Here is a 26487-nt window from a genome sequence, read left to right on the forward strand (position 1 = left end):
TTCTTTTTTTATTTCTTCTCAACAAGCTGTTTTACGGTATCAGCATACTGAGCGACAAAGACGTCCATATTGCTGGTGTCCATGCCCTGCGGGTTCAGCTGGTATTTGCCGTTAACAAACATTGCTGGCACGCCCTGCAGCTGCAGATCGGCTGCCGCTTTTTCCTGCTGCGCGACCAGAGATTTCACCACGAAGCTGTTCCAGGCGGCGTCATAATCTTCGCCCTTCACGCCAGCGTCGGTGAAGACTTTACGGATATCCGCAACGGTCTGCACGGTCTGGGTTTTCTGTACCGCTTCAAACATCGGTGCAGTAATCTGATCTTCAACGCCCAGCGCCATCGCTACCGCCCACGCCTGAGTCAGGTCTTTGCCCAATGGGCCCAGGAACTCAACGTGGTATTTGATCATTTTAGTGCCTTCCGGCAGCTTTTTCTTCACGTTGTCAGAAACGTGCAGAACTTCTTCAAACTGATAGCAATGCGGGCAGTAGAAGGAGAAGAACTCCAGCACCTGCGGCTCACCTGCAACCGGCTTATCAATCGTAACGTATTGTTTGCCGTCGGTAATCTGAGCAGCGGATGCGCTGAATGCCAGAATCATACCTGCCAGCGCAAGCCAAACCTTTTTCATAACTCACTCTCTCCTGACTGTGTCGAATTAATACATTGGCGTTAACTGAAGAGGGGGTTCCTGTAGAACCTTCACCTGCTCTATAAAAGTTGCGATCTGCCGATGCCAGAAATCTTCCCCGGTTAACCAGGGAAAATTTTTCGGAAATGCAGGGTCATCCCAACGCCTGATAATCCAGGCAAGATAATAAACCAACCGCATTGCACGTAAAGGCTCAATCAGCGCCAATTCGTCTGAATTAAAGCTGCTGAATTCTTCGTAAGCCTCAACGATGGTTTCAAGCTGCATACGTCTCTCTGCCTGAGAGCCGTTAAGCAACATCCAGAGATCTTGAACCGCGGGGCCGTTGCGCGCATCATCGAGATCGACAAACAGTGGACCATCGCGCCAGAGAATATTTCCAGCGTGGCAGTCACCGTGTAAGCGCAAGGCATCGAAACGCCCGTGCCATAGCCCCATAACCGCATCGATCAAATCGTCGGTCGCTTTCAGGAAACGGTCTTTTAAACCAGCAGGAATGAGCGCCGAATGCTCAAAGAGAGCTCGCGGTTCAATGAGATACTCTTTAACACCAATAGAAGGACGCGCGGTAAAGCGGGATTTGCGGCCCGTCTGGTGCATACGCCCAAGATAGCGCCCAACCCACTCCATCTGATCCAGGTTATCTGATTCAAATTGGCGGCCACCCATGCTCGGGAAGACGGCAAAATAGAACCCCTCATGCATGAGCAGAGTCTGACCATTAAATAGGATAGGTGCAGCAACCGGAACCTCATCCTCGACTAGCTCCAGCGCAAACTGGTGCTCTTCAAGAATCTGCGCAGCCGACCAGCGTTCCGGACGATAGAACTTCACCACCATGCGGCGGCGATCTTCATCCTGAAACTGATAAACCCGGTTCTCATAGCTGTTAAGAGGGGTAAGTCCAGAATCAACCCGGATACCCTGCTCGAATAGGGCATCGATGATAGTATCCGGGTGGAGAGTCTGGAATGTGAAAGCCTTGTCGTTCATCCTGACATCCGATAACGATACGAATGATTCAGGATATCATTTCACAGTGATTTGAGTGGCTCTGCTTACAACCTTTTACTCTTTTATTACACCGCGAGCGCGTAGCAGCGCGGTTTTAAAGTCTTCTTCATAATCTTTCTGAATACCCGGAATGACCGCATCTTTGGCCGAGTCACGCATTTTCAGATGATAGATCAGAATATCATCCGTTAAATCGGCCAATTCGCCGTCATAGCCTGACTCCTTCGCCAGTTTCTGCAAAAATTGCAGTAAATTCAGCTCAGGCTCTTTCTGCCAGGCTGGCTGGAGGAGTTCGATAACTTCATTCAGACGTTTACATTTCATGGTCGTGCTCCTTACGCTTGATGGAGACACGTTAGCAGGGTAAACCACACAATAAAAGAGGCGATAGCGGTGAATGCACAGAGCCAGATAACCGGCGTGGTATTAGCAGGCGGTAAAGCCTCAAGAATGGGCGGTCAGGATAAAGGATTAATGCTGCTTAACGGTAAACCATTGTGGCAGCACGTTGCAGATTGTCTGTGTTCGCAGGTAAATGATGTCGTCATTAGTGCTAATCGCAATCTGGATATCTATCGGCAGAGTGGATTAACGGTCATTGCTGATACGCTGTCGGGTTATCCAGGGCCGCTTGCCGGGCTGTTATCGGTTATGCAGCAGAGAACCGCCGAGTGGTTTCTGTTTTGCCCCTGTGATACGCCGTTTATTCCCAATAATCTCGTTGAACGCCTGGTGGCAGGACGTCATGACGCGCCCGTCGTTTGGGTGCATGATGGCGATCGCGATCACCCTGCAGTGGCGCTTGCCCACCGCAGTCTCGCCCCGCAGATCGTAGATTATCTTGCTAGCGGTGAACGCCGCGTGATGGTATTTATGCGCCAGGTTGGCGGCCATTCTGTCGATTTTAGCGACATGAAAGCGGCATTTCGCAACATGAATACGCCGGAAGATTTGCAGCTCAATCAGGAAAAATCATGATTCCATTGTTGGCCATTGCCGCCTGGAGCGGGACGGGAAAAACGACGCTATTGAAAAAGCTCATACCAGAGCTTTGCCAGCTCGGGATTCGCCCTGGCCTCATCAAGCATACTCATCACAATATGGATGTCGATAAGCCGGGTAAGGACAGCTATGAACTCCGTAAGGCAGGGGCAGCACAGACTCTGGTGGCGAGTAAACAACGTTGGGCACTGATGACGGAAACTCCGGAAGAAGAGGAGCTCGATCTGGCTTTTCTGGTGAGTAGGATGGACGCATCGAAGCTGGATCTTGTGCTGGTTGAAGGCTTCAAGCATGAATCCGTCGCCAAAATTCTGCTATTTCGCCAGGATGCCGGACATGCAGTGAGCGAGTTGACTATCGATGAACATACGATTGCTGTCGCCAGCGATATTCGGCTAAACGTTGATGTGCCGGTGCTGGATTTGAATAATTTGCAGGAAATAGTGGCGTTTATTGTGGCGTGGTTAGGGACAGAATAGTAGGTAGGATAAGGCGTTTTCGCCGCCATCCGGCAGCGTGCGCCACCGCACTTTCCTTTTCCACACACGCAAAAAAGCCCATCCGTCAGGATGGGCTTCTTCACTTAATTGATGCCTGGCAGTTCCCTACTCTCGCATGGGGAGACCCCACACTACCATCGGCGCTACGGCGTTTCACTTCTGAGTTCGGCATGGGGTCAGGTGGGACCACCGCGCTACAGCCGCCAGGCAAATTCTGTTATCAGACCGCTTCTGCGTTCTGATGTAATCTGTAATCAAGCTGAATATCGATGTCTTTTTCGCCAAAACATCTTCGGCGTTGTAAGGTTAAGCCTCACGGTTCATTAGTACTGGTTAGCTCAATGTATCGCTACACTTACACACCCAGCCTATCAACGTCGTCGTCTTCAACGTTCCTTCAGGACTCTTAAAGAGTCAGGGAGAACTCATCTTGGGGCAAGTTTCGTGCTTAGATGCTTTCAGCACTTATCTTTTCCGCATTTAGCTACCGGGCAATGCCATTGGCATGACAACCCGAACACCAGTGATGCGTCCACTCCGGTCCTCTCGTACTAGGAGCAGCCCCCCTCAATTCTCCAGCGCCCACGGCAGATAGGGACCGAACTGTCTCACGACGTTCTAAACCCAGCTCGCGTACCACTTTAAATGGCGAACAGCCATACCCTTGGGACCTACTTCAGCCCCAGGATGTGATGAGCCGACATCGAGGTGCCAAACACCGCCGTCGATATGAACTCTTGGGCGGTATCAGCCTGTTATCCCCGGAGTACCTTTTATCCGTTGAGCGATGGCCCTTCCATACAGAACCACCGGATCACTAAGACCTGCTTTCGCACCTGCTCGAGCCGTCACTCTCGCAGTCAAGCTAGCTTATGCCTTTGCACTAACCTCCTGATGTCCGACCAGGATTAGCTAACCTTCGTGCTCCTCCGTTACTCTTTAGGAGGAGACCGCCCCAGTCAAACTACCCACCAGACACTGTCCGCAACCCGGATTACGGGTCTACGTTAGAACACCAGCCATTAAAGGGTGGTATTTCAAGGTTGGCTCCACACGAACTGGCGTCCGCGCTTCAAAGCCTCCCACCTATCCTACACATCAAGGACCAGTGTTCAGTGTCAAGCTATAGTAAAGGTTCACGGGGTCTTTCCGTCTTGCCGCGGGTACACTGCATCTTCACAGCGAGTTCAATTTCACTGAGTCTCGGGTGGAGACAGCCTGGCCATCATTACGCCATTCGTGCAGGTCGGAACTTACCCGACAAGGAATTTCGCTACCTTAGGACCGTTATAGTTACGGCCGCCGTTTACCGGGGCTTCGATCAAGAGCTTCGCGTTGCCGCTAACCCCATCAATTAACCTTCCGGCACCGGGCAGGCGTCACACCGTATACGTCCACTTTCGTGTTTGCACAGTGCTGTGTTTTTAATAAACAGTTGCAGCCAGCTGGTATCTTCGACTGATTTCAGCTCCATGAGTAAATCACTTCACCTACATATCAGCGTGCCTTCTCCCGAAGTTACGGCACCATTTTGCCTAGTTCCTTCACCCGAGTTCTCTCAAGCGCCTTGGTATTCTCTACCTGACCACCTGTGTCGGTTTGGGGTACGATTTGATGTTACCTGATGCTTAGAGGCTTTTCCTGGAAGCAGGGCATTTGTTACTTCAGCACCGTAGTGCCTCGTCATCACACCTCAGCGTTAAAAGAAGTCCGGATTTACCTAAACTTCCCGCCTACATGCTTAAACCGGGACAACCGTCGCCCGGCTAACATAGCCTTCTCCGTCCCCCCTTCGCAGTAACACCAAGTACAGGAATATTAACCTGTTTCCCATCGACTACGCCTTTCGGCCTCGCCTTAGGGGTCGACTCACCCTGCCCCGATTAACGTTGGACAGGAACCCTTGGTCTTCCGGCGTGCGGGTTTTTCACCCGCATTATCGTTACTTATGTCAGCATTCGCACTTCTGATACCTCCAGCATCCCTCACAGGACACCTTCGCAGGCTTACAGAACGCTCCCCTACCCAACAACACATAGTGTCGCTGCCGCAGCTTCGGTGCACAGTTTAGCCCCGTTACATCTTCCGCGCAGGCCGACTCGACCAGTGAGCTATTACGCTTTCTTTAAATGATGGCTGCTTCTAAGCCAACATCCTGGCTGTCTGAGCCTTCCCACATCGTTTCCCACTTAACTGTGACTTTGGGACCTTAGCTGGCGGTCTGGGTTGTTTCCCTCTTCACGACGGACGTTAGCACCCGCCGTGTGTCTCCCGTGATAACATTCTTCGGTATTCGTAGTTTGCATCGGGTTGGTAAGTCGGGATGACCCCCTAGCCGAAACAGTGCTCTACCCCCGAAGATGAGTTCACGAGGCGCTACCTAAATAGCTTTCGGGGAGAACCAGCTATCTCCCGGTTTGATTGGCCTTTCACCCCCAGCCACAAGTCATCCGCTAATTTTTCAACATTAGTCGGTTCGGTCCTCCAGTTAGTGTTACCCAACCTTCAACCTGCCCATGGCTAGATCACCGGGTTTCGGGTCTATACCCTGCAACTTAACGCCCAGTTAAGACTCGGTTTCCCTGCGGCTCCCCTATTCGGTTAACCTTGCTACAGAATATAAGTCGCTGACCCATTATACAAAAGGTACGCAGTCACACCCCGAAGGATGCTCCCACTGCTTGTACGTACACGGTTTCAGGTTCTTTTTCACTCCCCTCGCCGGGGTTCTTTTCGCCTTTCCCTCACGGTACTGGTTCACTATCGGTCAGTCAGGAGTATTTAGCCTTGGAGGATGGTCCCCCCATATTCAGACAGGATACCACGTGTCCCGCCCTACTCATCGAGCTCACAACACATGCAATTTTGTGTACGGGGCTATCACCCTGTATCGCCGGCCTTTCCATACCGTTCCACTATCACACATGCTGATTCAGGCTCTGGGCTGCTCCCCGTTCGCTCGCCGCTACTGGGGGAATCTCGGTTGATTTCTTTTCCTCGGGGTACTTAGATGTTTCAGTTCCCCCGGTTCGCTTCATTACGCTATGTATTCACGTAATGATAGTGTGTCGAAACACACTGGGTTTCCCCATTCGGAAATCGTCGGTTATAACGGTTCATATCACCTTACCGACGCTTATCGCAGATTAGCACGTCCTTCATCGCCTCTGACTGCCAGGGCATCCACCGTGTACGCTTAGTCGCTTAACCTCACAACCCGAAGATGTTTCTTTCGATTCATCATCGTGCTGCAAAAATTTGAGAGACTCAAACACACCTCAGTCTGTTCTTATTACGGAGAACAGAGTTCAGTGTGCTGTTTCAATTTTCAGCTTGATCCAGATTTTTAAAGAGCAAAACTTCGCAGTGAACCTTTTCAGGTACACTCTGAAGTTTTCTTGGGTTTGTTGCAGTAAAGGATGGTGGAGCTATGCGGGATCGAACCGCAGACCTCCTGCGTGCAAGGCAGGCGCTCTCCCAGCTGAGCTATAACCCCATCGCAAAATGCTAATCTCTGTACCGACAATTCTTGCGAATTTGGTAGGCCTGAGTGGACTTGAACCACCGACCTCACCCTTATCAGGGGTGCGCTCTAACCACCTGAGCTACAAGCCTGCAGAGATTTTTACTGCTAATTTTCATCAGACAATCTGTGTGAGCACTTCAAAGAACGCTTCTTTAAGGTAAGGAGGTGATCCAACCGCAGGTTCCCCTACGGTTACCTTGTTACGACTTCACCCCAGTCATGAATCACAAAGTGGTAAGCGCCCTCCCGAAGGTTAAGCTACCTACTTCTTTTGCAACCCACTCCCATGGTGTGACGGGCGGTGTGTACAAGGCCCGGGAACGTATTCACCGTAGCATTCTGATCTACGATTACTAGCGATTCCGACTTCATGGAGTCGAGTTGCAGACTCCAATCCGGACTACGACATACTTTATGAGGTCCGCTTGCTCTCGCGAGGTCGCTTCTCTTTGTATATGCCATTGTAGCACGTGTGTAGCCCTACTCGTAAGGGCCATGATGACTTGACGTCATCCCCACCTTCCTCCAGTTTATCACTGGCAGTCTCCTTTGAGTTCCCGGCCGAACCGCTGGCAACAAAGGATAAGGGTTGCGCTCGTTGCGGGACTTAACCCAACATTTCACAACACGAGCTGACGACAGCCATGCAGCACCTGTCTCAGAGTTCCCGAAGGCACCAAAGCATCTCTGCTAAGTTCTCTGGATGTCAAGAGTAGGTAAGGTTCTTCGCGTTGCATCGAATTAAACCACATGCTCCACCGCTTGTGCGGGCCCCCGTCAATTCATTTGAGTTTTAACCTTGCGGCCGTACTCCCCAGGCGGTCTATTTAACGCGTTAGCTCCGGAAGCCACTCCTCAAGGGAACAACCTCCAAATAGACATCGTTTACGGCGTGGACTACCAGGGTATCTAATCCTGTTTGCTCCCCACGCTTTCGCACCTGAGCGTCAGTCTTTGTCCAGGGGGCCGCCTTCGCCACCGGTATTCCTCCAGATCTCTACGCATTTCACCGCTACACCTGGAATTCTACCCCCCTCTACAAGACTCTAGCCTGCCAGTTTCGAATGCAGTTCCCAGGTTGAGCCCGGGGATTTCACATCCGACTTGACAGACCGCCTGCGTGCGCTTTACGCCCAGTAATTCCGATTAACGCTTGCACCCTCCGTATTACCGCGGCTGCTGGCACGGAGTTAGCCGGTGCTTCTTCTGCGAGTAACGTCAATCACTAAGGTTATTAACCTTAATGCCTTCCTCCTCGCTGAAAGTACTTTACAACCCGAAGGCCTTCTTCATACACGCGGCATGGCTGCATCAGGCTTGCGCCCATTGTGCAATATTCCCCACTGCTGCCTCCCGTAGGAGTCTGGACCGTGTCTCAGTTCCAGTGTGGCTGGTCATCCTCTCAGACCAGCTAGGGATCGTCGCCTTGGTGAGCCATTACCTCACCAACCAGCTAATCCCATCTGGGCACATCCGATGGTGTGAGGCCCGAAGGTCCCCCACTTTGGTCTTGCGACGTTATGCGGTATTAGCTACCGTTTCCAGTAGTTATCCCCCTCCATCGGGCAGTTTCCCAGACATTACTCACCCGTCCGCCACTCGTCACCCGAGAGCAAGCTCTCTGTGCTACCGTTCGACTTGCATGTGTTAGGCCTGCCGCCAGCGTTCAATCTGAGCCATGATCAAACTCTTCAATTTAAGTTTGATGCTCATGAATTAAACTTCGTAATGAATTACGTGTTCACTCAGAGACTTGGTATTCATTTTTCGTCTTGCGACGTTAAGAATCCGTATCTTCGAGTGCCCACACAGATTGTCTGATAAATTGTTAAAGAGCAGTGCAACACGGCTTTCGCTCACTGTTGCGAGGTGGCGTATATTACGCTTTCCTCTTTCAGAGTCAAGCGTTTAATTTCGCTTTTCTCTGCCGAGATTCTCAGGAGAATCTCGCTGACCCGGCGGCTTGTTTGCCGTTGTTCCGTCTCAGTGGGGCCGCATTATAGGGAGTAATTGAGATCCCGCAAGCATAAATTTAAAATAATTTACCGCTCGCTTTCTTTTTCAACAAATCGTGCAGCAATGCGTCGTAAAAAGCCTGAACTGCTGTTTTTAACACCGATTCAGCACGTCAAATGGCATACTAAAGAAAGATAAATAATAGGAATGGCATTTATGTCTCTAAGTGCACAGCAATTGGCAGCTCAAAAGAACATCTCCTGGGTCCTGGCTGAGAAAATAGCCCAGAAGATACTCACCGGCGAATATCCACCAGAAAGCATTCTCCCCGGCGAGATGGAGCTAGGTGAAATCTTCGGCGTAAGCCGAACCGCCGTTCGTGAAGCGGTTAAAACACTTTCAGCAAAAGGCATGTTGCTTCCTCGCCCACGCATCGGCACGCGCGTCATGCCACAGGCACACTGGAACTTCCTCGACACCGAGCTCATCTCCTGGTGGCTCACTACCGATAACTTCCAGGCGGTGATGAAACACTTTCTGGTGCTGCGTCGTAGCCTTGAGCCGCAGGCGTGCATGCTGGCCGCCACATTAGGTACCGCCGAACAAAAGGCCCATCTCAATACATTAATGGAAGAAATGGCCACCCTCGAGAAGGCATTTGACCGTACTCGCTGGATTGATATCGATACCTCCTGGCACGAGCACATCTATGAAATGAGCGCCAACCCGTTCCTGACCTCTTTCGCCAAACTCTTCCACTCCGTTTACCACATCTATTTCACCTCTATTACCGAGGATGAAGTGATTGAGCTTGCCAGCCACCAGGCAATTGTCGATGCAATACAGGACGGCGATGGTCAGCAAGCGTTTCTGGCATGCCAGGCTTTATTAAACGCACCGCATATCCGGGAAGCGGTATAAAGGACATCGAATGACAGAAAAGAAAGCGCGGAGTATGGCTGGCCTGCCATGGATAGCGGCAATGGCCTTCTTTATGCAGGCGTTGGATGCCACTATCCTTAATACTGCACTTCCCGCCATCGCCCATAGCCTTAACCGTTCACCGCTGGCCATGCAGTCGGCCATTATCAGCTATACGCTTACCGTCGCGATGCTTATCCCGGTTAGCGGCTGGCTGGCCGACCGTTTCGGGACCCGCCGCGTCTTTATGTTAGCGGTGAGCCTGTTCACCCTGGGCTCTTTGGCCTGCGCACTCTCTTCCTCGCTGACTGAGCTGGTGATCTTCCGCGTGATTCAAGGGATTGGCGGCGCCATGATGATGCCCGTCGCACGACTGGCGTTGCTACGCGCTTATCCGCGAAGCGAACTGCTGCCGGTACTGAACTTTGTCACCATGCCAGGGCTGATTGGCCCGATTCTCGGCCCGGTACTCGGCGGCGTATTCGTTACCTGGGCAACGTGGCATTGGATTTTCCTCATTAACATACCGATTGGCGTTGTTGGGATGCTGTATGCCCGAAAATATATGCCGAACTTCACCACGCCACGCAGACGCTTCGATTTCTCCGGCTTTCTGCTCTTCGGGCTAAGCCTGGTGCTGTTCTCCATCGGTATGGAGCTGCTAGGGGAGCAAATCGTATCGGGCTGGGTGGCCTTAATGATAGTCCTGCTCAGCATCATTCTATTGCTGGCCTATATCCGCCATGCGCGCAAACACCCTACGCCGCTGATTTCGCTGTCGCTATTCAAAACGCGCACCTTTTCTGTCGGCATTGCGGGTAACCTGGCCACGCGTCTGGGCACCGGCTGCGTACCGTTCCTGATGCCATTGATGCTACAGGTGGGCTTCGGTTATCCGGCGCTGATCGCGGGCTGCATGATGGCGCCGACGGCAATCGGTTCGATTATTGCTAAGTCGACCGTCACTGCCGTACTACGTCGTTTGGGCTATCGGAAAACACTGGTGGGGGTCACGCTGTTTATCGGACTGATGATCGCGCAGTTCTCGCTGCAATCGCCGTCGATGCCGATATGGATGCTGATTCTGCCGCTGCTCGTTCTGGGGATGGCGATGTCGACGCAGTTCACGTCGATGAATACGATTACGCTTGCTGACCTGACGGACGATAACGCCAGCGGCGGCAACAGTCTGCTCGCGGTAACACAACAGCTGTCGATTAGCCTCGGCGTTGCCATCAGCGCCGCGGTGCTGCGTTCGTATCAGAGTATCGTGGGCTCAACCATCGATCAGTTCCACTATACCTTTATTACCATGGGCGTGATTACGGCGATATCCGCGCTGATGTTCCTGCTACTGCGGCCGAAAGATGGCCGCAACTTAATAAAAGAAAAGCACTAGCCTCACACGGAGCCGCGAACCACCAGCTCGGGCGTCAGCTGCATACGCTGCTGTTTCTGCCCGGGCTGCGCGATGCGATGAATCAACACATCAATCGCCAGCTCGCCAAGTTCATCTTTCGGTTGATGAATAGTGGTCAGCGGTGGCGTCATGTAGCGCGCCAGCTCGATATCATCATAGCCAATCACCGCCATGTCCTGCGGAATACGCAAACCGGCCTGATACAGTGCCTGATAAGCACCGACCGCCATGGCGTCATTGCCGACAAAGACCGCATCCGGACGCTCAGGATGCTTCAGCAACTGTTGCATCGCCTCCAGACCGCCGCCGAATTCGAAGTTGCTGGTAATTTCATAGCCGTCCGGAATGGGCAGCTTCGCGTTATGCATTGCTTCCCGGTACCCCTCCAGCCGCAAACGCGCTGGCGTTTTATCTAATGGGCCAGCAATGCAGGCAATTCGCGTATGGCCGCGTTCAATCAGGTAGCGGGTCGCCATATCGCCGCCGAGCAGCGAGTTATCCTGAATCAGGTCGCTGTCACCGTCGAAGGGTGCCCAGTCCATCATCACGGAAGGAATAGAAGGGTAGCGCTGCATGATCTCCAGCGACGGCTGGTGCGTTTCGGTGCACAGCAACAGTAGCCCATCGACGCGCTTTTGCATCAGCGTCTCAAGATTACGATTCATTCGCTGCTCGTCGCCTTCGGTGTTGCACAGCACCAGGCTGTAGCCGCGCTCAAAACAGCTGCGTTCTACGCCGCGCACCAGCTCAGAGTAGAACGGGTTGGTACTGGCGGTGATCAGCATGCCGATGGTATGGGTTTGATTCAACTTGAGGCTACGCGCCAGTGCAGACGGCGCGTAGTTCAGCGTTTTGATGGCCGCATCAACTTTCTCGGTGACCGCCTCGCTGACGAACCTGTCTTTATTGATGACGTGCGATACGGTTGAGGTGGAAACGCCCGCCAGGCGAGCAACATCCTTCATCGTGGCCAAGCATTACCCCTGTTGACGTAAGAATTCGTCGATCTCTTCACGCCACGGAACCGATGGCTGAGCGCCTTTACGCGTAACCGCAATAGCTGCGGCTGCATGAGCAAAGCGCAGCGCCTCCGCCAGCGGCGTATTTTCCAGCAGCGCAGTCATCAGCGCACCGTTAAAGGTGTCACCCGCCGCAATGGTATCGATGGCCTGGACTTTAAAGCCCGGTACGCGGCGCCCTTCGCCCTTCACGCTGGCCCATACGCCACGGCTGCCGAGGGTGATAATCACCGTATCGATACCTTTGGCATGCAGCACCTGCGCGGCTTTCGCAGCGTCTTCATCGTTTTCTACCCGTACGCCCGTCAGCTTCTCAGCTTCGGTTTCATTCGGGGTAATGATATCCACCAGCGACAGCAACTCATCCGACAGCGCGCGCGCCGGGGCCGGGTTTAATACCACGGTGGTCTGGTGCTGGTGGGCAATCTGAGCGGCCAGCAGTACGCTGTCCAGCGGGGATTCAAGCTGCATTAGCAGCGCGTCAGCCTGGGCGATACGCTCGCGCTGCGCGTCGACTAATGAAGTTGATAATGCGGCGTTGGCTCCGGCATGGATACCAATGACGTTTTCGCCTTCACCGTTCACGAAGATCAGCGCTACACCTGTCGACTCGCCCGCCACGGCGCTCACCGGCGCGGTATCGATGCGGTCAACCTGTAACTGTTTACGGATACGCTCGCCGATATCGTCGTCGCCCGTACAGGCAATAAACGCAATATCCGCGCCGCTGCGCCCGGCAGCAACCGCCTGATTAGCACCTTTACCGCCAAAAGCGACCTGATAATGGCTACCGGTGACAGTTTCGCCAGGCGTCGGGAATGATTCAAGATTGAGAATGTGATCGGCATTGATGCTGCCAAGGACGACGAGTTTGCCTGCGGTTTTCATTTTCGGTATGTCCGGTAAGATGCGCCACCGGCTGACTAACCGGTGGCGCGTGCCCTGCTTTTATTTTTGATGTTGTCCCTCAGGCTGCGAGAGCCTGAATCGCATTCGCGTTATTACTGCTTAATTACCAGCTTCAGGTCAACAGGATATTTCGCCTGAACCTTTTCGCCTTTCAGTACTTTGTCAGCGGTTTCCACGCCGGTCGCACCGATCTGGTCAGGTAACTGCGCGATAGTCGCCGCCAGTTTGCCATCTTTTACCGCTTTCTCGCCATCTGGCGTACCGTCAAACCCAACCACCATCACATCGGATTTACCGGCGGTCTGCAGCGCACGCAGCGCGCCCAGCGCCATTTCGTCGTTCTGCGCGAAGACAGCTTTCACGTCCGGATGCGCGGTCAGCAGGTTCTGCATGACGTTCAGACCTTTAGTACGGTCGAAGTCGGCAGGCTGGCTCGCCAGAACGTTAAATTTGTGAGCAGCAACGGCCTGCTGGAAGCCTTCGCCACGCTCACGCGCTGCGGAAGTCCCGGCAATCCCCTGCAGTTCGATAACCTTTGCGCCTTCACCGGCTTTCTTCGCGATGTAATCACCAGCGATTTTGCCGCCCAGCACGTTATCGGAAGCGATGTGGCTTACGACTTCACCTTTAGAGGCAACACGGTCAAGGGTGATAACCGGGATTTTCGCCTGGTTAGCCATCTTAATAGCGTTACCTACAGCATCGGAATCCGTTGGGTTGATCAGCAGAATTTTGGTGCCACGAACCGTTAAATCCTGAACGTTTGCCAGCTCTTTCGCCGGGTTATTCTGTGAATCCAGAACCACCAGGTTGTAACCCAGTTTATCGGCTTCTTTCTGCGCGCCATCCTTCAGGGAGACGAAGAACGGGTTATTCAGGGTAGAGATAACCAGCGCAATGGTGTCTTTCGCCATCGCGTTCGCACTCACGGTGGCGCTCAGCGCAACCGCAGAAACCAGGGTAGCCAGTTTTTTCATGTTCATATCTAAGATGTCCTGTAGTGTCGTGAATTACTGCTTTTTGTTGTCCACCAGCACCGCCAGCAAAATGACGACTGCTTTAACGATCATCTGGTAATAAGAAGAAACGCCTAACAAGTTCAAACCGTTGTTCAAGAACCCAAGAATCAGCGCACCGATAAGCGTGCCGACGATACGACCTTTACCGCCTGCCAGGCTGGTACCGCCCAGCACCACCGCTGCGATAGCATCCAGCTCATAGCCGGTACCCGCCGTCGGTTGCGCAGAGGAGAGACGCGCCACTTCGATAATCCCCGCCAGCGCCGACAGCAGCCCGCACAGAGAGTAGACGATAATTTTGACTTTATTAACGCTGATACCGGAAAGACGCGTTGCCGCTTCGTTCCCGCCCAGCGCATAGATATAACGACCCAGACGGGTGTGATGCAGCATGTACCACGCGGCGAGGAAGACAATCCCCATGATCCATACCGGGGTCGGAATGCCCAGCGGACGACCAATCCCGAACCAGCCGAAGACGTCGGCGTTATCGGTAAACCCGGTATTCACCGGGCTTCCGTTGGTGTACACCATGGTCACACCACGCAGCAGCAGCATCATCACCAGAGTGGCGATAAACGCCTGAACGCGCCCTTTGGCAACGATAACGCCAGTAACGGCCCCGATTGCGGCACCTAATGCGAGTGCGGCAGCAACCGCCACCAGCGCATTAACTTCGATGCCGACAATCGACGCGGCGACCGCGCCGGTCAACGCCAGCAGAGAACCGACGGACAGGTCGATCCCCGACGTTAAAATGACCAGCGTCATCCCGACCGCCATGATCGCATTCACGGAGGTTTGCTGCAGGATGTTGAACAGGTTATTGACGGTAAAAAAGTTCGGGCTCATGGTCGATACAATCGCTATCAGCACCAGCAGGGCTATCAGCGATTTTTGCTCCAGCAGCCACGCTTTAGTGAAATAGCGGCGACCCGCCACAGACTGGGTTGTCATCTTTTTTACTCCTGGTTCACGCGGTTAAGCTTGCCCACAGCGGCAGCCATTAATACTTCCTGGGTGGCCTGCTCGCGTGAGAACTCACCGCCGAGATGCCCTTCATGCATCACAATAATGCGATCGCTCATCCCCAATACTTCCGGCATCTCCGAGGAGACCAGAATGATGCTCAGGCCGTCGGCCTTGAACTGGTTGATAAGCTGATAAATCTCTTTCTTCGCCCCCACGTCGACGCCGCGCGTCGGTTCATCGAGGATCAGCACCTTCGGACGGGTCATCAGGCCACGGGCAATCGCCACTTTCTGCTGATTACCGCCGGAAAGCAGGCCGATAGCCTGTTCCATGGAAGGCGTTTTAACGTTAAACAGGCGGATAAAGTCGCCGACCGCCTGCTGTTCATCTTTATGTTTCAGGCCGCCGCCGGCACGGCTGAAGTAGCGCAGCGCGGTTAGCGACATGTTCTCTTTCACCGACATGCCCAGCACCAGACCATCGCGCTTACGGTCTTCGGAGATATAAACGATGCCGTTTGCCAGACCGTCCTGCGGTGAACGGGTCACCACTTCATGACCGTCGAGAGTCACGTAGCCGCTGGTGCGCGGCAGTGCGCCGTACAGCACCTTCATCAGTTCGGTACGTCCAGCGCCCATCAGCCCGGCAACGCCAAGGATTTCGCCTTTGCGCAGGGTGAAGGTGACGTTTTCCACGCCCGGCCCACACAGTGCATCTACCTTCAGGCGGATCTCACCCGGCGTTTTATCAAGATGCGGGTACTGATCTTCAAGTTTGCGCCCTACCATCATTTCAATCAGACGGTCTTCGTCGAGGCTCGCCACTTCACGCTCGGCAATAAACTGCCCGTCGCGGAACACGGTGACGTCGTCGCAGATCTCGAAAATCTCTTTCATGCGGTGGGAGATATAGACAATGCCGCGCCCCTGCGATTTTAGCTCGCGGATGACGCGGAAGAGGGACTCGGTTTCCGTATCGGTCAGCGCATCGGTCGGTTCATCCATTACGATGACCTTCGACTCAAAGCTCAGCACCTTGGCAATTTCCACCATCTGCTGATCGCCAATAGAGAGGTCGCCCACCAGGCGGTCGCTCTTAAAACGCAGATTGAGTTTTGCCAGCAGGATATCGGCTTCGGCATACATCTTCTTCCAGTCGATTTTGCCAAAGCGATTCACGAACTCACGGCCGAGGAAAATGTTCTCGGCAATCGTCAGCTGCGGGATCAGGTTCAGCTCCTGGTGGATGATGCCAATACCGGCTTCCTGGGAAGATTTTGGACCGTTAAAGGTGGTCTCTTTACCCAGCCATAATAGTGAACCCGCGTCGCGGGCGTAGATCCCGGTCAGCACTTTCATCATGGTGGATTTGCCCGCGCCGTTTTCGCCCACCAGCGCCATCACGCGGCCGGAGTATACGTTCAGCGCGGCGCCAGAGAGCGCCTTTACGCCCGGGAACGATTTATCGATCCCTTTAAGTTGTAAGAGTGCGTCCATGATGGCCTCAGAAGGTGACGCCAGCACAGAGAATGATATTCGCATACGGGGAACACTCCCCGCTGCGAATCACCGCCTGACTGTCTGCGGTTTGTTGTTTGAACTGTTCATGTGAGACGTAACGAACATCAATGGTGTTTCCCTGGTGTTGCTGCAGCTGCTCAATGTGTTTGAGCAACGCTTCGTGAAGCTGCGGATTATTTTGTTGAATTTCCGCGGCGAGAATGGCGGCCTCGACCTGCATCTCCTGCGTCACCACGCCCAGCACCTGCATAAAGGTGGGAACGCCCTGGGTCAGCGCCATATCAATGCGCGCCGTGCTGCGGGGAATAGGTAAGCCCGCATCGCACACCACCAGCGTATCGGTATGCCCCAGACGGGAGATAACCGACGAGATTTCAGAGTTGAGTACCGTGCCTTTCTTCATTTTGTTTTCTTGCTCCACTAGCGAAACGTTTCGCTAGCATCAGTTTAGTCTGAAGAGCGAACATAAAACCACCATCAGGTTATAGAAATGTGATCGCCATCGAAACGTTTCGCGAATGAAGGAGAGGGGATAAAAAAACGCCCTCCGTCAAAATGAGGGAGGGCGTTGATAGCGTTAGATTTCGACCTGGGTGCCCAGTTCGATAACGCGGTTCGGTGGGATCTCGAACTGATCCGGCGCGCGAAGCGCGTTGCGCTGGAGCAGCAGATAGAGCTTGCCGCGCAGGCGCAGGTACCACGGACGCTTGCCGACAATCAGCGACTCGTGCGACATAAAGAACGACGTTTCCATCATTCGGCAGCTTAGGCCTTCCAGACCACAGCGGTGGAACACCTCTTCCACGTTTGGCGTTTCACGCCAGCCGTAGCTGGCCACCACGCGCCAGAAGGTCGGCGAAAGCTGCTCAATCTGCACGCGGCGGACGTTATGCACGTACGGCGCATCTTCGGTGCGCAGCGTCAGCAGGATAACCCGCTCGTGCAGCACCTTGTTGTGCTTGAGGTTATGCAGCATGGCAAACGGAATCACGTTCAGCGCACGAGACATATACACCGCGGTGCCCGGTACGCGTACCGGCGGTGATTTCTCCAGTGAGGCGATCATGGCCTCCAGAGAGTTACCATGTTCATGCATACGACGCAGCAGGCGGAAACGCTCGCTTTTCCAGGTGGTCATGATGGTGAACATGATCAGCGCCAGCGTCAGCGGCAGCCAACCACCGGAGACGATTTTATCGAGGTTCGCCGAGAACAGCGGGATGTCGATGCACATAAATGCCACGAACAGCAGCGCCACAAAGAACTTATTCCAGCGCCAGTTCTTCCTTGCCACCGTAGTGAACAGAATTGTCGTCAGCACCATGGTCCCGGTCACGGCAATACCGTACGCTGCCGCCAGGTTTGAGGAGTGCTCAAAGCTAACGATAACCACTACCACCGAGATATAAAGCAGCCAGTTGATAAACGGGATGTAGATCTGGCCGGACTCCATTTCTGAGGTGTGAATAATGCGCATCGGTGACAGATACCCCAGGCGCACAGCCTGGCGAGTCAACGAGAAGACCCCGGAGATAACCGCCTGAGAGGCGATAACCGTCGCCAATGCCGCAATCACCAGCATTGGAATCAGCGCCCAATCAGGAGCCAGCAGGAAGAACGGGTTCTTAATGGCTTCCGGGTGCTTTAACAGCAGCGCGCCTTGACCAAAGTAGTTCAGCACCAGCGAAGGCAGCACCACCGAGAACCAGGCCAGACGAATCGGCAATTTCCCGAAGTGACCCATATCGGCATACAGCGCTTCCACCCCGGTAATCGACAGCACCACCGCGCCCAACGCGACGAAGGAGACCGTTTTATATTGCAGGAAGAAGTTCACCGCCCAGTAAGGGTTCAGCGCGTGCAGGACATCCGGGTTCGCAATAATGCTCCGCGCACCCAATACCGCCAGCAGCAGGAACCAGATAAGCATAATTGGCGCGAACAGTTTGCCAACCATGCTGGTACCGTGCTTCTGGATAGCAAAAAGCAGCGTCAGGACAATAATCGAAATGGGGACAATCCAGGTATCGAGCGTAGGCGCGATGATCTCAAGACCTTCGATCGCCGACATCACCGAGATGGCCGGGGTAATCACCACTTCACCATAGAAGAAGCTTCCCCCAATCAGTCCGAGGATCACCAACACCGAGGTCGTTCTTGCAGAGGTATTACGCCCGGCAAGCGACATCAGCGTGAGGATCCCACCTTCACCGGCGTTATCCGCCCGCATCACGAAGGTAATGTATTTGAGTGATACTGTAAAAATCAGCAGCCAGAAAATTAATGACAGAAAGCCAAAAACCGCGTCACGTTCGACGCCAAAACCAAACTGCCCAGATAAACATTCACGAAGCGTATAAAGAGGGCTGGTACCAATATCGCCGTATACCACGCCAATTGCAGCGAGTGTAATCGCTGATAAAGATTGTTTCTTATCAGTGCTCATAGACTAGTCTTTCGTTTACGAAACAAATGTGTGCCTAGTCCCTTGGCCCACCAAAAGCGCACAGTATGCACGATTAACGTCAAAATCGTACCCCTTAATTGCGTCATCTTAACCTGCCTCAAGAAATAGCGAGGTACTATTCAGGCTATTCACCTAAAGAGTTATACGTCTATACTCAGCCAGTTAGCAGAATAAACGATGAAAGGACGCAACTTAATTATGGCGCAACCACATTTATTAGCAGAAAGAATTTCGCGCCTGAGCAGCGCGCTGGAGAAAGGCCTTTTTGAGCGTAGCCACGCCATGCGGCTGTGCCTGCTGGCGGCCCTGAGCGGTGAGAGCGTGTTTTTACTCGGCCCTCCCGGCATCGCCAAAAGCCTGATAGCCCGCCGCCTGAAGTTTGCCTTCCAGCACGCCCGCGCCTTTGAATACCTGATGACCCGTTTCTCTACGCCGGAAGAGGTATTCGGCCCGCTCTCTATTCAGGCCTTAAAAGATGAAGGGCGCTATGAGCGTCTGACCGCGGGTTATTTGCCCGAAGCGGAAATCGTCTTTCTTGATGAGATCTGGAAAGCTGGCCCGGCGATTCTGAACACCCTATTGACCGCCATCAACGAGCGTCACTTTCGTAACGGCGCCAGCGTCGAAAAAATTCCAATGCGCCTGCTGGTGACCGCCTCCAATGAACTGCCGGAAGCGGAAAGCAGCCTTGAAGCGCTGTACGACCGTATGCTGATTCGCCTGTGGCTCGATAAAGTGCAGGATAAAGGCAATTTCCGCTCGATGTTGATTAGCCAGCAGGACGAGAACGACAACCCGATTCCAGCCAACCTTCAGGTCACTGATGAAGAGTACTTCCAGTGGCAGAAGGATATCGGCAATGTGAAGCTGCCGGATGCGGTGTTTGAACTGATCTTCACCCTGCGCCAGCAGCTCGATAACCTGCCGAATGCGCCTTACGTTTCCGACCGTCGCTGGAAAAAGGCGATCCGCCTGCTTCAGGCCTGCGCCTTCTTTAGCGGCCGCGATACGATCGCGCCAATCGATCTGATCCTCTTAAAAGAGTGTCTCTGGCATGATGCAGAGAGCCGAAATCTGCTGCAACAACAAATAGATATTTTGATGACCGGGCACGCATGGCAGCAACAGGCCATGCTCAACAAGCTGGGCGCTATCACCCAGCAGCGTCTGCAAATTCAGCAGCAGCAAAGCGATAAAACGGCGCTCAAGGTGACGCGCCTGGGCGGTATGTTCAGCCGCAAACCGCACTACGAGCTGCCACCTGAGGTGCAGTCGCCTACGGTCACGCTGCTGCTGCAAAAACCGCTCAAGCTGCACGATATCGAGGTTATTCACATCACCTTTGAACGTCAGGCGCTGGCCAACTGGCTGGAGAAAAGCGGTGAAATCCGCGGCAAGCTCAACGGCATCGGCTTTGCGCTGGCGCTGAATATGGAAGTCGATGCCAGTCAGCACCTGGTGGTGCGCGATGTCAGCCTTCAGGGAACACGTTTATCACTGCCTGGAACGGGAACGACGGAGAATATGCCGGCGGAAATCCGCCAGCAGCTGCTCGCGCTGGATGAAGAGTGGCACCAGCAGCACAACCGCTTTAGCGAACAACAAAAATGCCTCTTTATTAATGAAGAGTGGCTCGGCCGTATTGAAGCCAGCCTACAGGATGTGGCCGCGCAAATTAAGCAGGCGCAGCTTTAATGCTGACTATCGATACGCTCAACGTCATGCTGGCGGTCAGCGAAGAGGGGATGATCGAAGAGATGATCATCGCCCTGCTGGCTTCTCCGCAGTTGGCTATCTTTTTTGAAAAGTTTCCTCGTTTAAAAACGGCCATCACCGACGATCTTCCCCGCTGGCGCGAGACCTTTAAAGGCCGCCTGAAAGGGGCGCCGGTTCCGCCAGAGCTGGAAGAAGAGGTTATCTGTTATCAGCAGAGCCAGCTTCTCTCTACCGCACAGTTCATCGTCCAACTACCGCAGATTCTGGCGCTGCTGACACGTTTGCGGTCACCGTTCGCCGCCCAGGCTCAGCAGCTGGTTGCCAACAACGCCACCTTTACCCCCGCGCTGCACACCCTGTTCCTGCAGCGCTGGCGCCTGAGCCTGGTCGTTCAGGTGACGTCACTTAATCAACAAATGCTGGAAGAAGAGCGCGAACAGCTGCTGAGCGAAGTACAGGAGCGCATGACCTTGAGCGGCCAGCTGGAACCTGTGCTGGTAGAAAACGACAGCGCGGGCGGGCGGCTATGGGATATGAGTGCCGGACAGCTCAAGCGTGCCGACTATCAGCTGATCGTCAAATACGGCGAGTTTCTCAGCCAGCAGCCGGAACTGATGCGCCTGGCGGAGCAGCTTGGGCGTTCCCGCGAGGCGAAATCGGTGCCAAAGAAAGACGCGCCGATGGAGACTTTCCGCACCATGGTGCGCGAACCCTCAACCGTACCAGAGCAGGTCGATGGCATTCAGCAAAGCGACGATATCCTGCGCCTGCTACCGCCAGAGCTGGCAACGCTGGGAATGACCGAGCTGGAGTATGAATTTTACCGTCGGCTGGTGGAGAAGCAGCTGCTGACCTATCGGCTGCATGGCGATGCCTGGCGTGAAAAGGTCACCGAACGCCCGGTGGTTCATCAGGATGAGGATGAACAGCCTCGCGGCCCGTTTGTGGTCTGCGTGGATACCTCTGGCTCAATGGGCGGTTTCAACGAGCAGTGCGCCAAAGCGTTTTGCCTTGCGCTGATGCGCGTGGCGCTGGCGGATAACCGACGCTGCTACATCATGCTGTTCTCAACGGAAGTCGTGCGCTACGAACTGACGGACCGTCAGGGGCTGGAGCAGGCGATCCGCTTTTTAAATCAGCGCTTTCGCGGCGGTACCGATATGGCGAGCTGCCTACGTGCGGTTATCGAGCAGCTGCAAAACCCGCAGTGGCAGGATGCCGACGCGGTAGTCATTTCCGATTTTATCGCCCAGCGGCTGCCGGATGAGGTGGTGAAGAAGGTAGGGGATCTGCAGCACAAATATCAGCACCGTTTTCATGCGGTGGCGATGTCTGCACATGGAAAACCCGGGATCATGCGCATCTTCGATCATATCTGGCGCTTTGATACCGGGTTGAGAAGCCGCCTGCTAAGACGCTGGCAGCGTTGATTTAAGCATTACAGCAGAGCAGAGACGCTCTCACGAACCTGTGCTGGCCATACGCCGCACTGCACCTGCCCGATATGGGAGAGCTGCAGCAGCAGCATCGTCAAACGAGACTGACCAATGCCGCCGCCGATAGTCTGCGGCATTTCACCGCGCAGCAGCGCCTGATGCCATTCCAGCTTCAAACGATCTTCGTCACCGGTTAACGCCAGCTGATGCTTCAGCGCTTTGGCATCGACGCGGATCCCCATAGAGGAAAGCTCGAAGGCGTCTTCCAGTACCGGGTTCCACACCAGAATATCGCCGTTCAGACCAGAGAGGCCGGACGCCGTTGGCGTGCTCCAGTCGTCATAGTCCGGCGCACGAACGTCGTGGCGCTCGCCATCAGAAAGTTTACCGCCGATACCCATCAGGAAGACCGCGCCCAGCTCTTTAGCAATCGCGCGCTCACGGCCTTTCGCATCGAGGCCCGGGTAGCGGCTCAGCAGCGTTTCGCTATGAACAAAGTGGATCTGTTCTGGCAGGAACGGTGTCAGACCAAATTCTTTGCTCACGGCAATTTCAGTTTCTTTAATACCCGCCCAGATTGCCTTCACGGTGCTTTCCAGCGTACCCGCATGGCGCTCTTCATCACCCATTACGCGTTCCCAGTCCCACTGGTCAACGTAGACAGAGTGAATGGCGGTGAGTCGGTCTTCATCGGGGCGAAGGGCCTTCATGTGCGTGTATAGCCCTTCGCCCGCGCTGAAGTCGTGTTGTCCCAGGGTTTGACGTTTCCACTTCGCAAGGGAATGAACCACTTCGAACTGGGCTTCTGGCAGTGTTTTCACTTTCACCTGAACCGCTTTCTCGCAACCAGACAGGTTGTCCTGTGTCCCATCTCCCACGCGGCTTAAGATCGGCGCCTGAACTTCTACGAGCCCTAGCTTCTCTTCCAGCTGACGGGAAAAATAGGATTTAACGAAACTAATCTGGCGTTGTTTTGCGATGTATGCGGTTTTCATTATTTTTACTCCTGCGTCCTGTTGGTATTGATTAAGCAACAAAACCGGGCACCAATTCAATAATCAAACAATAAAAAGCCTAACACACTTTTGATTCAATAAAATAACAGGCTAAAATAGAGTGAATCATCAATCTTCATAAGAAAAAGCTATGGAAAATTATCAAATCGACAATCTGGATCGCGGCATCCTTGAGGCGCTGATGGCCAATGCCCGTACCGCCTATGCCGAACTGGCCAAACAGTTCGCCGTAAGCCCCGGCACTATTCATGTTCGCGTAGAGAAGATGAAGCAGGCGGGCATTATTACCGGCGCGCACGTCGACGTGAGCCCTAAGCAGCTGGGTTATGACGTGGGCTGCTTTATCGGCATCATTCTGAAGAGTGCGAAGGATTACCCTTCGGCACTAGCAAGACTGGAAAGCCTGGATGAAGTGACCGAGGCGTATTACACCACCGGGCACTACAGCATCTTTATTAAAGTCATGTGTAAATCCATCGATGCCCTCCAGCAGGTACTTATCAACAAGATCCAAACAATTGATGAAATTCAGTCCACGGAAACCTTGATCGTCCTGCAAAACCCGATAATGCGTACCATCAAGCCCTGATCGTTTTTTTTAATCCCACATTTTTCCACAGGTAGATCCCAGCTCGTTCACAGCGTACAATGCGCCTTCTATATAAAGGTGGGCGAGCATGGCAGACATTACTCTTATCAGCGGCAGCACGCTTGGCAGTGCGGAATATGTAGCAGAGCATCTGGCTGAAAAACTGGAAGATGCCGGTTTTACCAGCAAAATGCTGCACGGACCGATGCTTGATGAAGTGCCAACTGAAGGGATCTGGCTGGTTATCAGTTCTACGCACGGTGCCGGAGACATTCCTGACAACCTGCTGCCTTTATATGAAGCGTTACGTGAGCAAAAACCGGATCTCTCCCAGGTTCGCTTCGGCGCAATCGGGATTGGCAGCCGCGAATACGACACGTTTTGCGGCGCGATCGACAAGCTGGATGCCGAACTGAAGGCCTGCGGGGCCAAACAGATTGGCGAAACGCTGAAGATCAACGTACTCGAACATGAGATTCCTGAAGATCCGGCCGAAATTTGGCTGGGATCGTGGCATCTTTTGCTCAGAGATTTGTAAAGATCGGAATTTATTGTGTGGATAACTCTGGTTAAAAGCTTGGATCAACCGGTAGTTATCCAAAGAATAACTTCTGTCTGGTTTTTGACCTGTGTATAACCCTTCGTTTTGATCCCAGCTTATACTGACCAGGATCACCGATCATTCACAGCTAACGATCCTTCTTAAACGGTTGATCTTAAAATCCGGATCGGACTTATCCACAAAGGTTGGCGATCCTAATAAGAGATCACAATAGAACAGATCTCTAAATAAAAAGATCTTCTTTTTAATACCCAAGATCCGAACCCTTTCTCCATCGACTAAAGTTGAGTAGAATCCACGGCCCGGGCTTCAATCCATTTTCAAACCGCTTTACGCGAGGCAAACCACCATGTTTTATCAGGATCCTTTTGACGTCATCATCATTGGCGGGGGTCATGCAGGCACTGAGGCCGCGATGGCCGCAGCGCGAATGGGTCAACAGACTCTGCTTTTGACACACAATATCGACACGTTGGGGCAGATGAGCTGCAACCCGGCGATTGGCGGCATTGGGAAAGGACACCTGGTAAAAGAAGTGGATGCCCTTGGCGGCCTGATGGCTACAGCGATCGACCAGGCTGGCATTCAGTTTAGGATACTAAACGCCAGCAAAGGCCCGGCCGTTCGCGCTACTCGTGCACAGGCGGATCGCGTGCTCTATCGTCAGGCGGTACGCACCGCGCTGGAGAACCAGCCGAACCTGATGATCTTCCAGCAGGCGGTTGAAGATCTGATTGTTGAGAACGATCGCGTCGTTGGCGCCGTGACCCAGATGGGCCTCAAATTCCGCGCTAAAGCGGTGGTGCTCACCGTAGGGACATTCCTGGACGGTAAAATTCATATTGGTCTGGATAACTACAGCGGTGGCCGTGCTGGCGATCCGCCATCTATCCCGCTGTCTCGCCGTTTGCGTGAACTGCCGCTGCGCGTCAGTCGCCTGAAAACCGGTACGCCGCCGCGTATCGACGCGCGCACCATCGACTTTAGCGTCCTTGGTCAGCAAAACAGTGATAATCCACTGCCGGTCTTCTCCTTCCTGGGGAACGCCTCTCAGCACCCTCGTCAGATGCCGTGCTACGTCACGCATACCAACGAGAAAACACACGAGGTGATCCGCAATAACCTCGATCGCAGCCCAATGTACGCTGGCGTGATCGAAGGGATCGGCCCACGTTACTGTCCATCGATCGAAGATAAAGTGATGCGCTTTGCCGATCGTAACCAGCATCAGGTCTTCCTGGAGCCGGAAGGACTGACGTCCAACGAAATTTATCCAAACGGCATCTCCACCAGCCTGCCGTTTGACGTGCAGATGCAAATTGTCCGTTCCATGCAAGGGATGGAAAACGCGCGGATCGTTCGCCCTGGCTACGCCATTGAGTACGATTTCTTCGACCCGCGCGATCTGAAACTCACGCTGGAAAGCAAATTCATCCACGGTCTGTTCTTTGCTGGTCAAATCAACGGCACCACGGGCTACGAAGAAGCGGCCGCTCAGGGCATGCTGGCCGGACTTAACGCCGCTCGTCTGGCTGCCGACAAAGAAGGCTGGGCGCCGCGTCGCGATCAGGCTTACCTCGGCGTGCTGGTGGACGACCTCTGCACGCTCGGTACCAAAGAACCGTACCGCATGTTTACTTCCCGCGCGGAATATCGCCTGATGCTGCGTGAAGATAACGCCGATCTGCGTCTGACCGAAATCGGCCGTGAGCTGGGAATGGTGGATGACGTTCGTTGGGCTCGCTTCAACGAGAAGCTGGAGAACATCGAGCGTGAACGTCAGCGCCTGAAATCCACCTGGATTACACCGTCATCTGAGTCTGCAGCCGAAGTGAATGCTCACCTGAGTGCCCCACTGACCCGCGAAGCCAGCGGCGAAGATCTGCTGCGTCGTCCGGAAATGACCTACGAACAGCTGACCGCTCTGACTCCGTTTACGCCAATGCTGGAAGACGCGCAGGCGGCTGAACAGGTAGAAATTCAGGTCAAATACGAAGGTTATATCGCTCGTCAGCAGGATGAAATCGAGAAACAGCAGCGCAACGAAAACACCTTGCTGCCTGCTACGCTGGACTATCGCCAGGTTAATGGCCTGTCCAACGAAGTGATCGCCAAACTCAACGATCACAAACCGGTCTCGATAGGCCAGGCATCTCGTATCTCCGGGATCACGCCAGCGGCAATCTCCATTCTGCTGGTATGGCTCAAAAAACAAGGGCTGCTGCGCCGCAGCGCTTAATGCACCGAACATTGCCCGGCGGCGCTACGCT

At 53.7% G+C, this 26487-nt stretch carries 20 protein-coding genes, 2 tRNA genes and 3 rRNA genes; 9 read left to right on the top strand and 16 right to left on the bottom strand.

Translation table 11 applies throughout. The annotated features are described in order from the left end of the window. Positions 1 to 8: 8 nt before the first annotated feature. From dsbA to MY052_RS23890, 3 genes are all read right to left on the bottom strand, one after another. Positions 9 to 632 carry a thiol:disulfide interchange protein DsbA gene (gene dsbA / locus MY052_RS23880; protein ID WP_248537974.1) on the bottom strand — a complete coding sequence of 208 codons (624 nt, stop codon included), beginning with the start codon at positions 630 to 632 and terminating at the stop codon, positions 9 to 11. A gap of 27 nt (positions 633 to 659) precedes the next feature. Then, entirely contained in the window at positions 660 to 1646 is a 987-nt protein-coding gene (locus MY052_RS23885) for a serine/threonine protein kinase (protein WP_248537975.1), read from the bottom strand. Positions 1647 to 1721: 75 nt separating this feature from the next. Then, positions 1722 to 1991 (bottom strand): YihD family protein, encoded by a 270-nt coding sequence (locus MY052_RS23890; RefSeq protein ID WP_035892297.1) that lies wholly within the window; start codon positions 1989 to 1991, stop codon positions 1722 to 1724. A gap of 69 nt (positions 1992 to 2060) precedes the next feature. On the opposite strand from MY052_RS23890, the gene mobA reads away from it, so the two are divergent. Beyond that, positions 2061 to 2645 (top strand): molybdenum cofactor guanylyltransferase MobA, encoded by a 585-nt coding sequence (gene mobA / locus MY052_RS23895; protein WP_123651580.1) that lies wholly within the window; start codon positions 2061 to 2063, stop codon positions 2643 to 2645. Further along, the gene (gene mobB, locus MY052_RS23900; RefSeq protein WP_035892294.1) at positions 2642 to 3148 is read left to right on the top strand and encodes a molybdopterin-guanine dinucleotide biosynthesis protein MobB; all 507 of its coding nucleotides are present in this window, start codon (positions 2642 to 2644) and stop codon (positions 3146 to 3148) included. Before mobA ends, mobB begins: the two co-directional genes overlap by 4 nt. Before the next feature lie 113 nt (positions 3149 to 3261). On the opposite strand, the gene rrf is transcribed toward mobB, so the two are convergent. The 5 genes from rrf to MY052_RS23925 all read right to left on the bottom strand — a co-directional run bounded on the left by rrf (position 3262) and on the right by MY052_RS23925 (position 8393). Beyond that, a 5S ribosomal RNA gene (gene rrf / locus MY052_RS23905) occupies positions 3262 to 3377 on the bottom strand. A 94-nt stretch (positions 3378 to 3471) separates the two neighbouring features. Continuing rightward, positions 3472 to 6379: ribosomal RNA gene (locus MY052_RS23910) — 23S ribosomal RNA — on the bottom strand. Positions 6380 to 6589: 210 nt separating this feature from the next. After that, positions 6590 to 6665 (bottom strand) — tRNA-Ala (locus tag MY052_RS23915). Positions 6666 to 6707: 42 nt separating this feature from the next. After that, positions 6708 to 6784 (bottom strand) — tRNA-Ile (locus tag MY052_RS23920). A gap of 69 nt (positions 6785 to 6853) precedes the next feature. Further along, positions 6854 to 8393, bottom strand: a 16S ribosomal RNA gene (locus tag MY052_RS23925). The 16S, 23S and 5S rRNA genes sit together here with 2 tRNA genes alongside, the layout of an rRNA operon. A 474-nt stretch (positions 8394 to 8867) precedes the next feature. On the opposite strand from MY052_RS23925, the gene MY052_RS23930 reads away from it, so the two are divergent. Together MY052_RS23930 and mdtD are read left to right on the top strand one after the other, a co-directional pair. Further along, positions 8868 to 9572: a FadR/GntR family transcriptional regulator gene (locus tag MY052_RS23930; protein WP_035893654.1), complete on the top strand. Its 705-nt coding sequence runs from the start codon at positions 8868 to 8870 to the stop codon at positions 9570 to 9572. Between the two features lie 10 nt (positions 9573 to 9582). After that, positions 9583 to 10971, top strand: coding sequence for a multidrug transporter subunit MdtD (gene mdtD / locus MY052_RS23935; RefSeq protein WP_035893652.1), 1389 nt, complete (start codon positions 9583 to 9585; stop codon positions 10969 to 10971). 2 nt (positions 10972 to 10973) lie between these two features. Here mdtD and rbsR read toward each other — a convergent pair whose 3' ends face one another. The 7 genes from rbsR to kup all read right to left on the bottom strand — a co-directional run bounded on the left by rbsR (position 10974) and on the right by kup (position 18877). After that, entirely contained in the window at positions 10974 to 11966 is a 993-nt protein-coding gene (rbsR, locus tag MY052_RS23940; RefSeq protein WP_202216884.1) for a ribose operon transcriptional repressor RbsR, read from the bottom strand. A gap of 3 nt (positions 11967 to 11969) precedes the next feature. Further along, positions 11970 to 12899 carry a ribokinase gene (rbsK, locus tag MY052_RS23945; RefSeq protein ID WP_248537976.1) on the bottom strand — a complete coding sequence of 310 codons (930 nt, stop codon included), beginning with the start codon at positions 12897 to 12899 and terminating at the stop codon, positions 11970 to 11972. Positions 12900 to 13012: 113 nt separating this feature from the next. Beyond that, complete coding sequence (gene rbsB / locus MY052_RS23950) at positions 13013 to 13903, bottom strand: ribose ABC transporter substrate-binding protein RbsB (RefSeq protein ID WP_035893648.1); 891 nt, start codon at positions 13901 to 13903, stop codon at positions 13013 to 13015. 27 nt (positions 13904 to 13930) lie between these two features. Beyond that, positions 13931 to 14896: a ribose ABC transporter permease gene (rbsC, locus tag MY052_RS23955; protein ID WP_035893646.1), complete on the bottom strand. Its 966-nt coding sequence runs from the start codon at positions 14894 to 14896 to the stop codon at positions 13931 to 13933. A gap of 5 nt (positions 14897 to 14901) precedes the next feature. After that, positions 14902 to 16407 carry a ribose ABC transporter ATP-binding protein RbsA gene (rbsA, locus tag MY052_RS23960; RefSeq protein WP_035893644.1) on the bottom strand — a complete coding sequence of 502 codons (1506 nt, stop codon included), beginning with the start codon at positions 16405 to 16407 and terminating at the stop codon, positions 14902 to 14904. Positions 16408 to 16414: 7 nt separating this feature from the next. Further along, positions 16415 to 16834: a D-ribose pyranase gene (gene rbsD / locus MY052_RS23965; protein ID WP_202216887.1), complete on the bottom strand. Its 420-nt coding sequence runs from the start codon at positions 16832 to 16834 to the stop codon at positions 16415 to 16417. 174 nt (positions 16835 to 17008) lie between these two features. Then, positions 17009 to 18877: a low affinity potassium transporter Kup gene (gene kup, locus MY052_RS23970; RefSeq protein ID WP_035893640.1), complete on the bottom strand. Its 1869-nt coding sequence runs from the start codon at positions 18875 to 18877 to the stop codon at positions 17009 to 17011. A 219-nt stretch (positions 18878 to 19096) separates the two neighbouring features. Between kup and ravA the strand changes: the two genes are divergently transcribed. Both ravA and viaA read left to right on the top strand, forming a co-directional pair. Next, positions 19097 to 20593 carry an ATPase RavA gene (gene ravA / locus MY052_RS23975; protein ID WP_123650959.1) on the top strand — a complete coding sequence of 499 codons (1497 nt, stop codon included), beginning with the start codon at positions 19097 to 19099 and terminating at the stop codon, positions 20591 to 20593. Further along, positions 20593 to 22044 (top strand): ATPase RavA stimulator ViaA, encoded by a 1452-nt coding sequence (gene viaA / locus MY052_RS23980; RefSeq protein ID WP_248537977.1) that lies wholly within the window; start codon positions 20593 to 20595, stop codon positions 22042 to 22044. The genes ravA and viaA overlap by 1 nt, the downstream gene beginning before the upstream one ends. Before the next feature lie 8 nt (positions 22045 to 22052). Here viaA and asnA read toward each other — a convergent pair whose 3' ends face one another. After that, a complete protein-coding gene (gene asnA, locus MY052_RS23985) occupies positions 22053 to 23045 on the bottom strand; it encodes an aspartate--ammonia ligase (RefSeq protein WP_035893633.1) in 993 nt (330 codons plus the stop codon). A gap of 151 nt (positions 23046 to 23196) precedes the next feature. Between asnA and asnC the strand changes: the two genes are divergently transcribed. The 3 genes from asnC (at position 23197) to mnmG (ending at position 26456) form a co-directional block, all read left to right on the top strand. After that, positions 23197 to 23655: a transcriptional regulator AsnC gene (gene asnC / locus MY052_RS23990; RefSeq protein ID WP_035893632.1), complete on the top strand. Its 459-nt coding sequence runs from the start codon at positions 23197 to 23199 to the stop codon at positions 23653 to 23655. Between the two features lie 88 nt (positions 23656 to 23743). Further along, positions 23744 to 24193 (top strand): FMN-binding protein MioC, encoded by a 450-nt coding sequence (gene mioC, locus MY052_RS23995; protein WP_248537978.1) that lies wholly within the window; start codon positions 23744 to 23746, stop codon positions 24191 to 24193. A 373-nt stretch (positions 24194 to 24566) separates the two neighbouring features. Further along, on the top strand, positions 24567 to 26456 hold the full coding sequence (gene mnmG / locus MY052_RS24000; protein ID WP_035893629.1) for a tRNA uridine-5-carboxymethylaminomethyl(34) synthesis enzyme MnmG: 1890 nt from the start codon (positions 24567 to 24569) through the stop codon (positions 26454 to 26456). The last annotated feature ends 31 nt before the right edge of the window (positions 26457 to 26487 follow it).

The sequence above is a fragment of the Kluyvera ascorbata genome (genome assembly GCF_023195735.1).
Lineage (GTDB): Bacteria > Pseudomonadota > Gammaproteobacteria > Enterobacterales > Enterobacteriaceae > Kluyvera > Kluyvera ascorbata.

Bases quoted from the DNA above. Each gene is read 5' to 3' on its own strand.
- dsbA (WP_248537974.1), bottom strand. From the start codon at position 632: ATGAAAAAGGTTTGGCTTGCGCTGGCAGGTATGATTCTGGCATTCAGC.
- MY052_RS23885 (WP_248537975.1), bottom strand. From the start codon at position 1,646: ATGAACGACAAGGCTTTCACATTCCAGACTCTCCACCCGGATACTATC.
- MY052_RS23890 (WP_035892297.1), bottom strand. From the start codon at position 1,991: ATGAAATGTAAACGTCTGAATGAAGTTATCGAACTCCTCCAGCCAGCC.
- mobB (WP_035892294.1), top strand. From the start codon at position 2,642: ATGATTCCATTGTTGGCCATTGCCGCCTGGAGCGGGACGGGAAAAACG.
- MY052_RS23930 (WP_035893654.1), top strand. From the start codon at position 8,868: ATGTCTCTAAGTGCACAGCAATTGGCAGCTCAAAAGAACATCTCCTGG.
- mdtD (WP_035893652.1), top strand. From the start codon at position 9,583: ATGACAGAAAAGAAAGCGCGGAGTATGGCTGGCCTGCCATGGATAGCG.
- rbsK (WP_248537976.1), bottom strand. From the start codon at position 12,899: ATGAAAACCGCAGGCAAACTCGTCGTCCTTGGCAGCATCAATGCCGAT.
- rbsB (WP_035893648.1), bottom strand. From the start codon at position 13,903: ATGAACATGAAAAAACTGGCTACCCTGGTTTCTGCGGTTGCGCTGAGC.
- rbsC (WP_035893646.1), bottom strand. From the start codon at position 14,896: ATGACAACCCAGTCTGTGGCGGGTCGCCGCTATTTCACTAAAGCGTGG.
- rbsA (WP_035893644.1), bottom strand. From the start codon at position 16,407: ATGGACGCACTCTTACAACTTAAAGGGATCGATAAATCGTTCCCGGGC.
- rbsD (WP_202216887.1), bottom strand. From the start codon at position 16,834: ATGAAGAAAGGCACGGTACTCAACTCTGAAATCTCGTCGGTTATCTCC.
- kup (WP_035893640.1), bottom strand. From the start codon at position 18,877: ATGAGCACTGATAAGAAACAATCTTTATCAGCGATTACACTCGCTGCA.
- ravA (WP_123650959.1), top strand. From the start codon at position 19,097: ATGGCGCAACCACATTTATTAGCAGAAAGAATTTCGCGCCTGAGCAGC.
- viaA (WP_248537977.1), top strand. From the start codon at position 20,593: ATGCTGACTATCGATACGCTCAACGTCATGCTGGCGGTCAGCGAAGAG.
- asnA (WP_035893633.1), bottom strand. From the start codon at position 23,045: ATGAAAACCGCATACATCGCAAAACAACGCCAGATTAGTTTCGTTAAA.
- asnC (WP_035893632.1), top strand. From the start codon at position 23,197: ATGGAAAATTATCAAATCGACAATCTGGATCGCGGCATCCTTGAGGCG.
- mioC (WP_248537978.1), top strand. From the start codon at position 23,744: ATGGCAGACATTACTCTTATCAGCGGCAGCACGCTTGGCAGTGCGGAA.
- mnmG (WP_035893629.1), top strand. From the start codon at position 24,567: ATGTTTTATCAGGATCCTTTTGACGTCATCATCATTGGCGGGGGTCAT.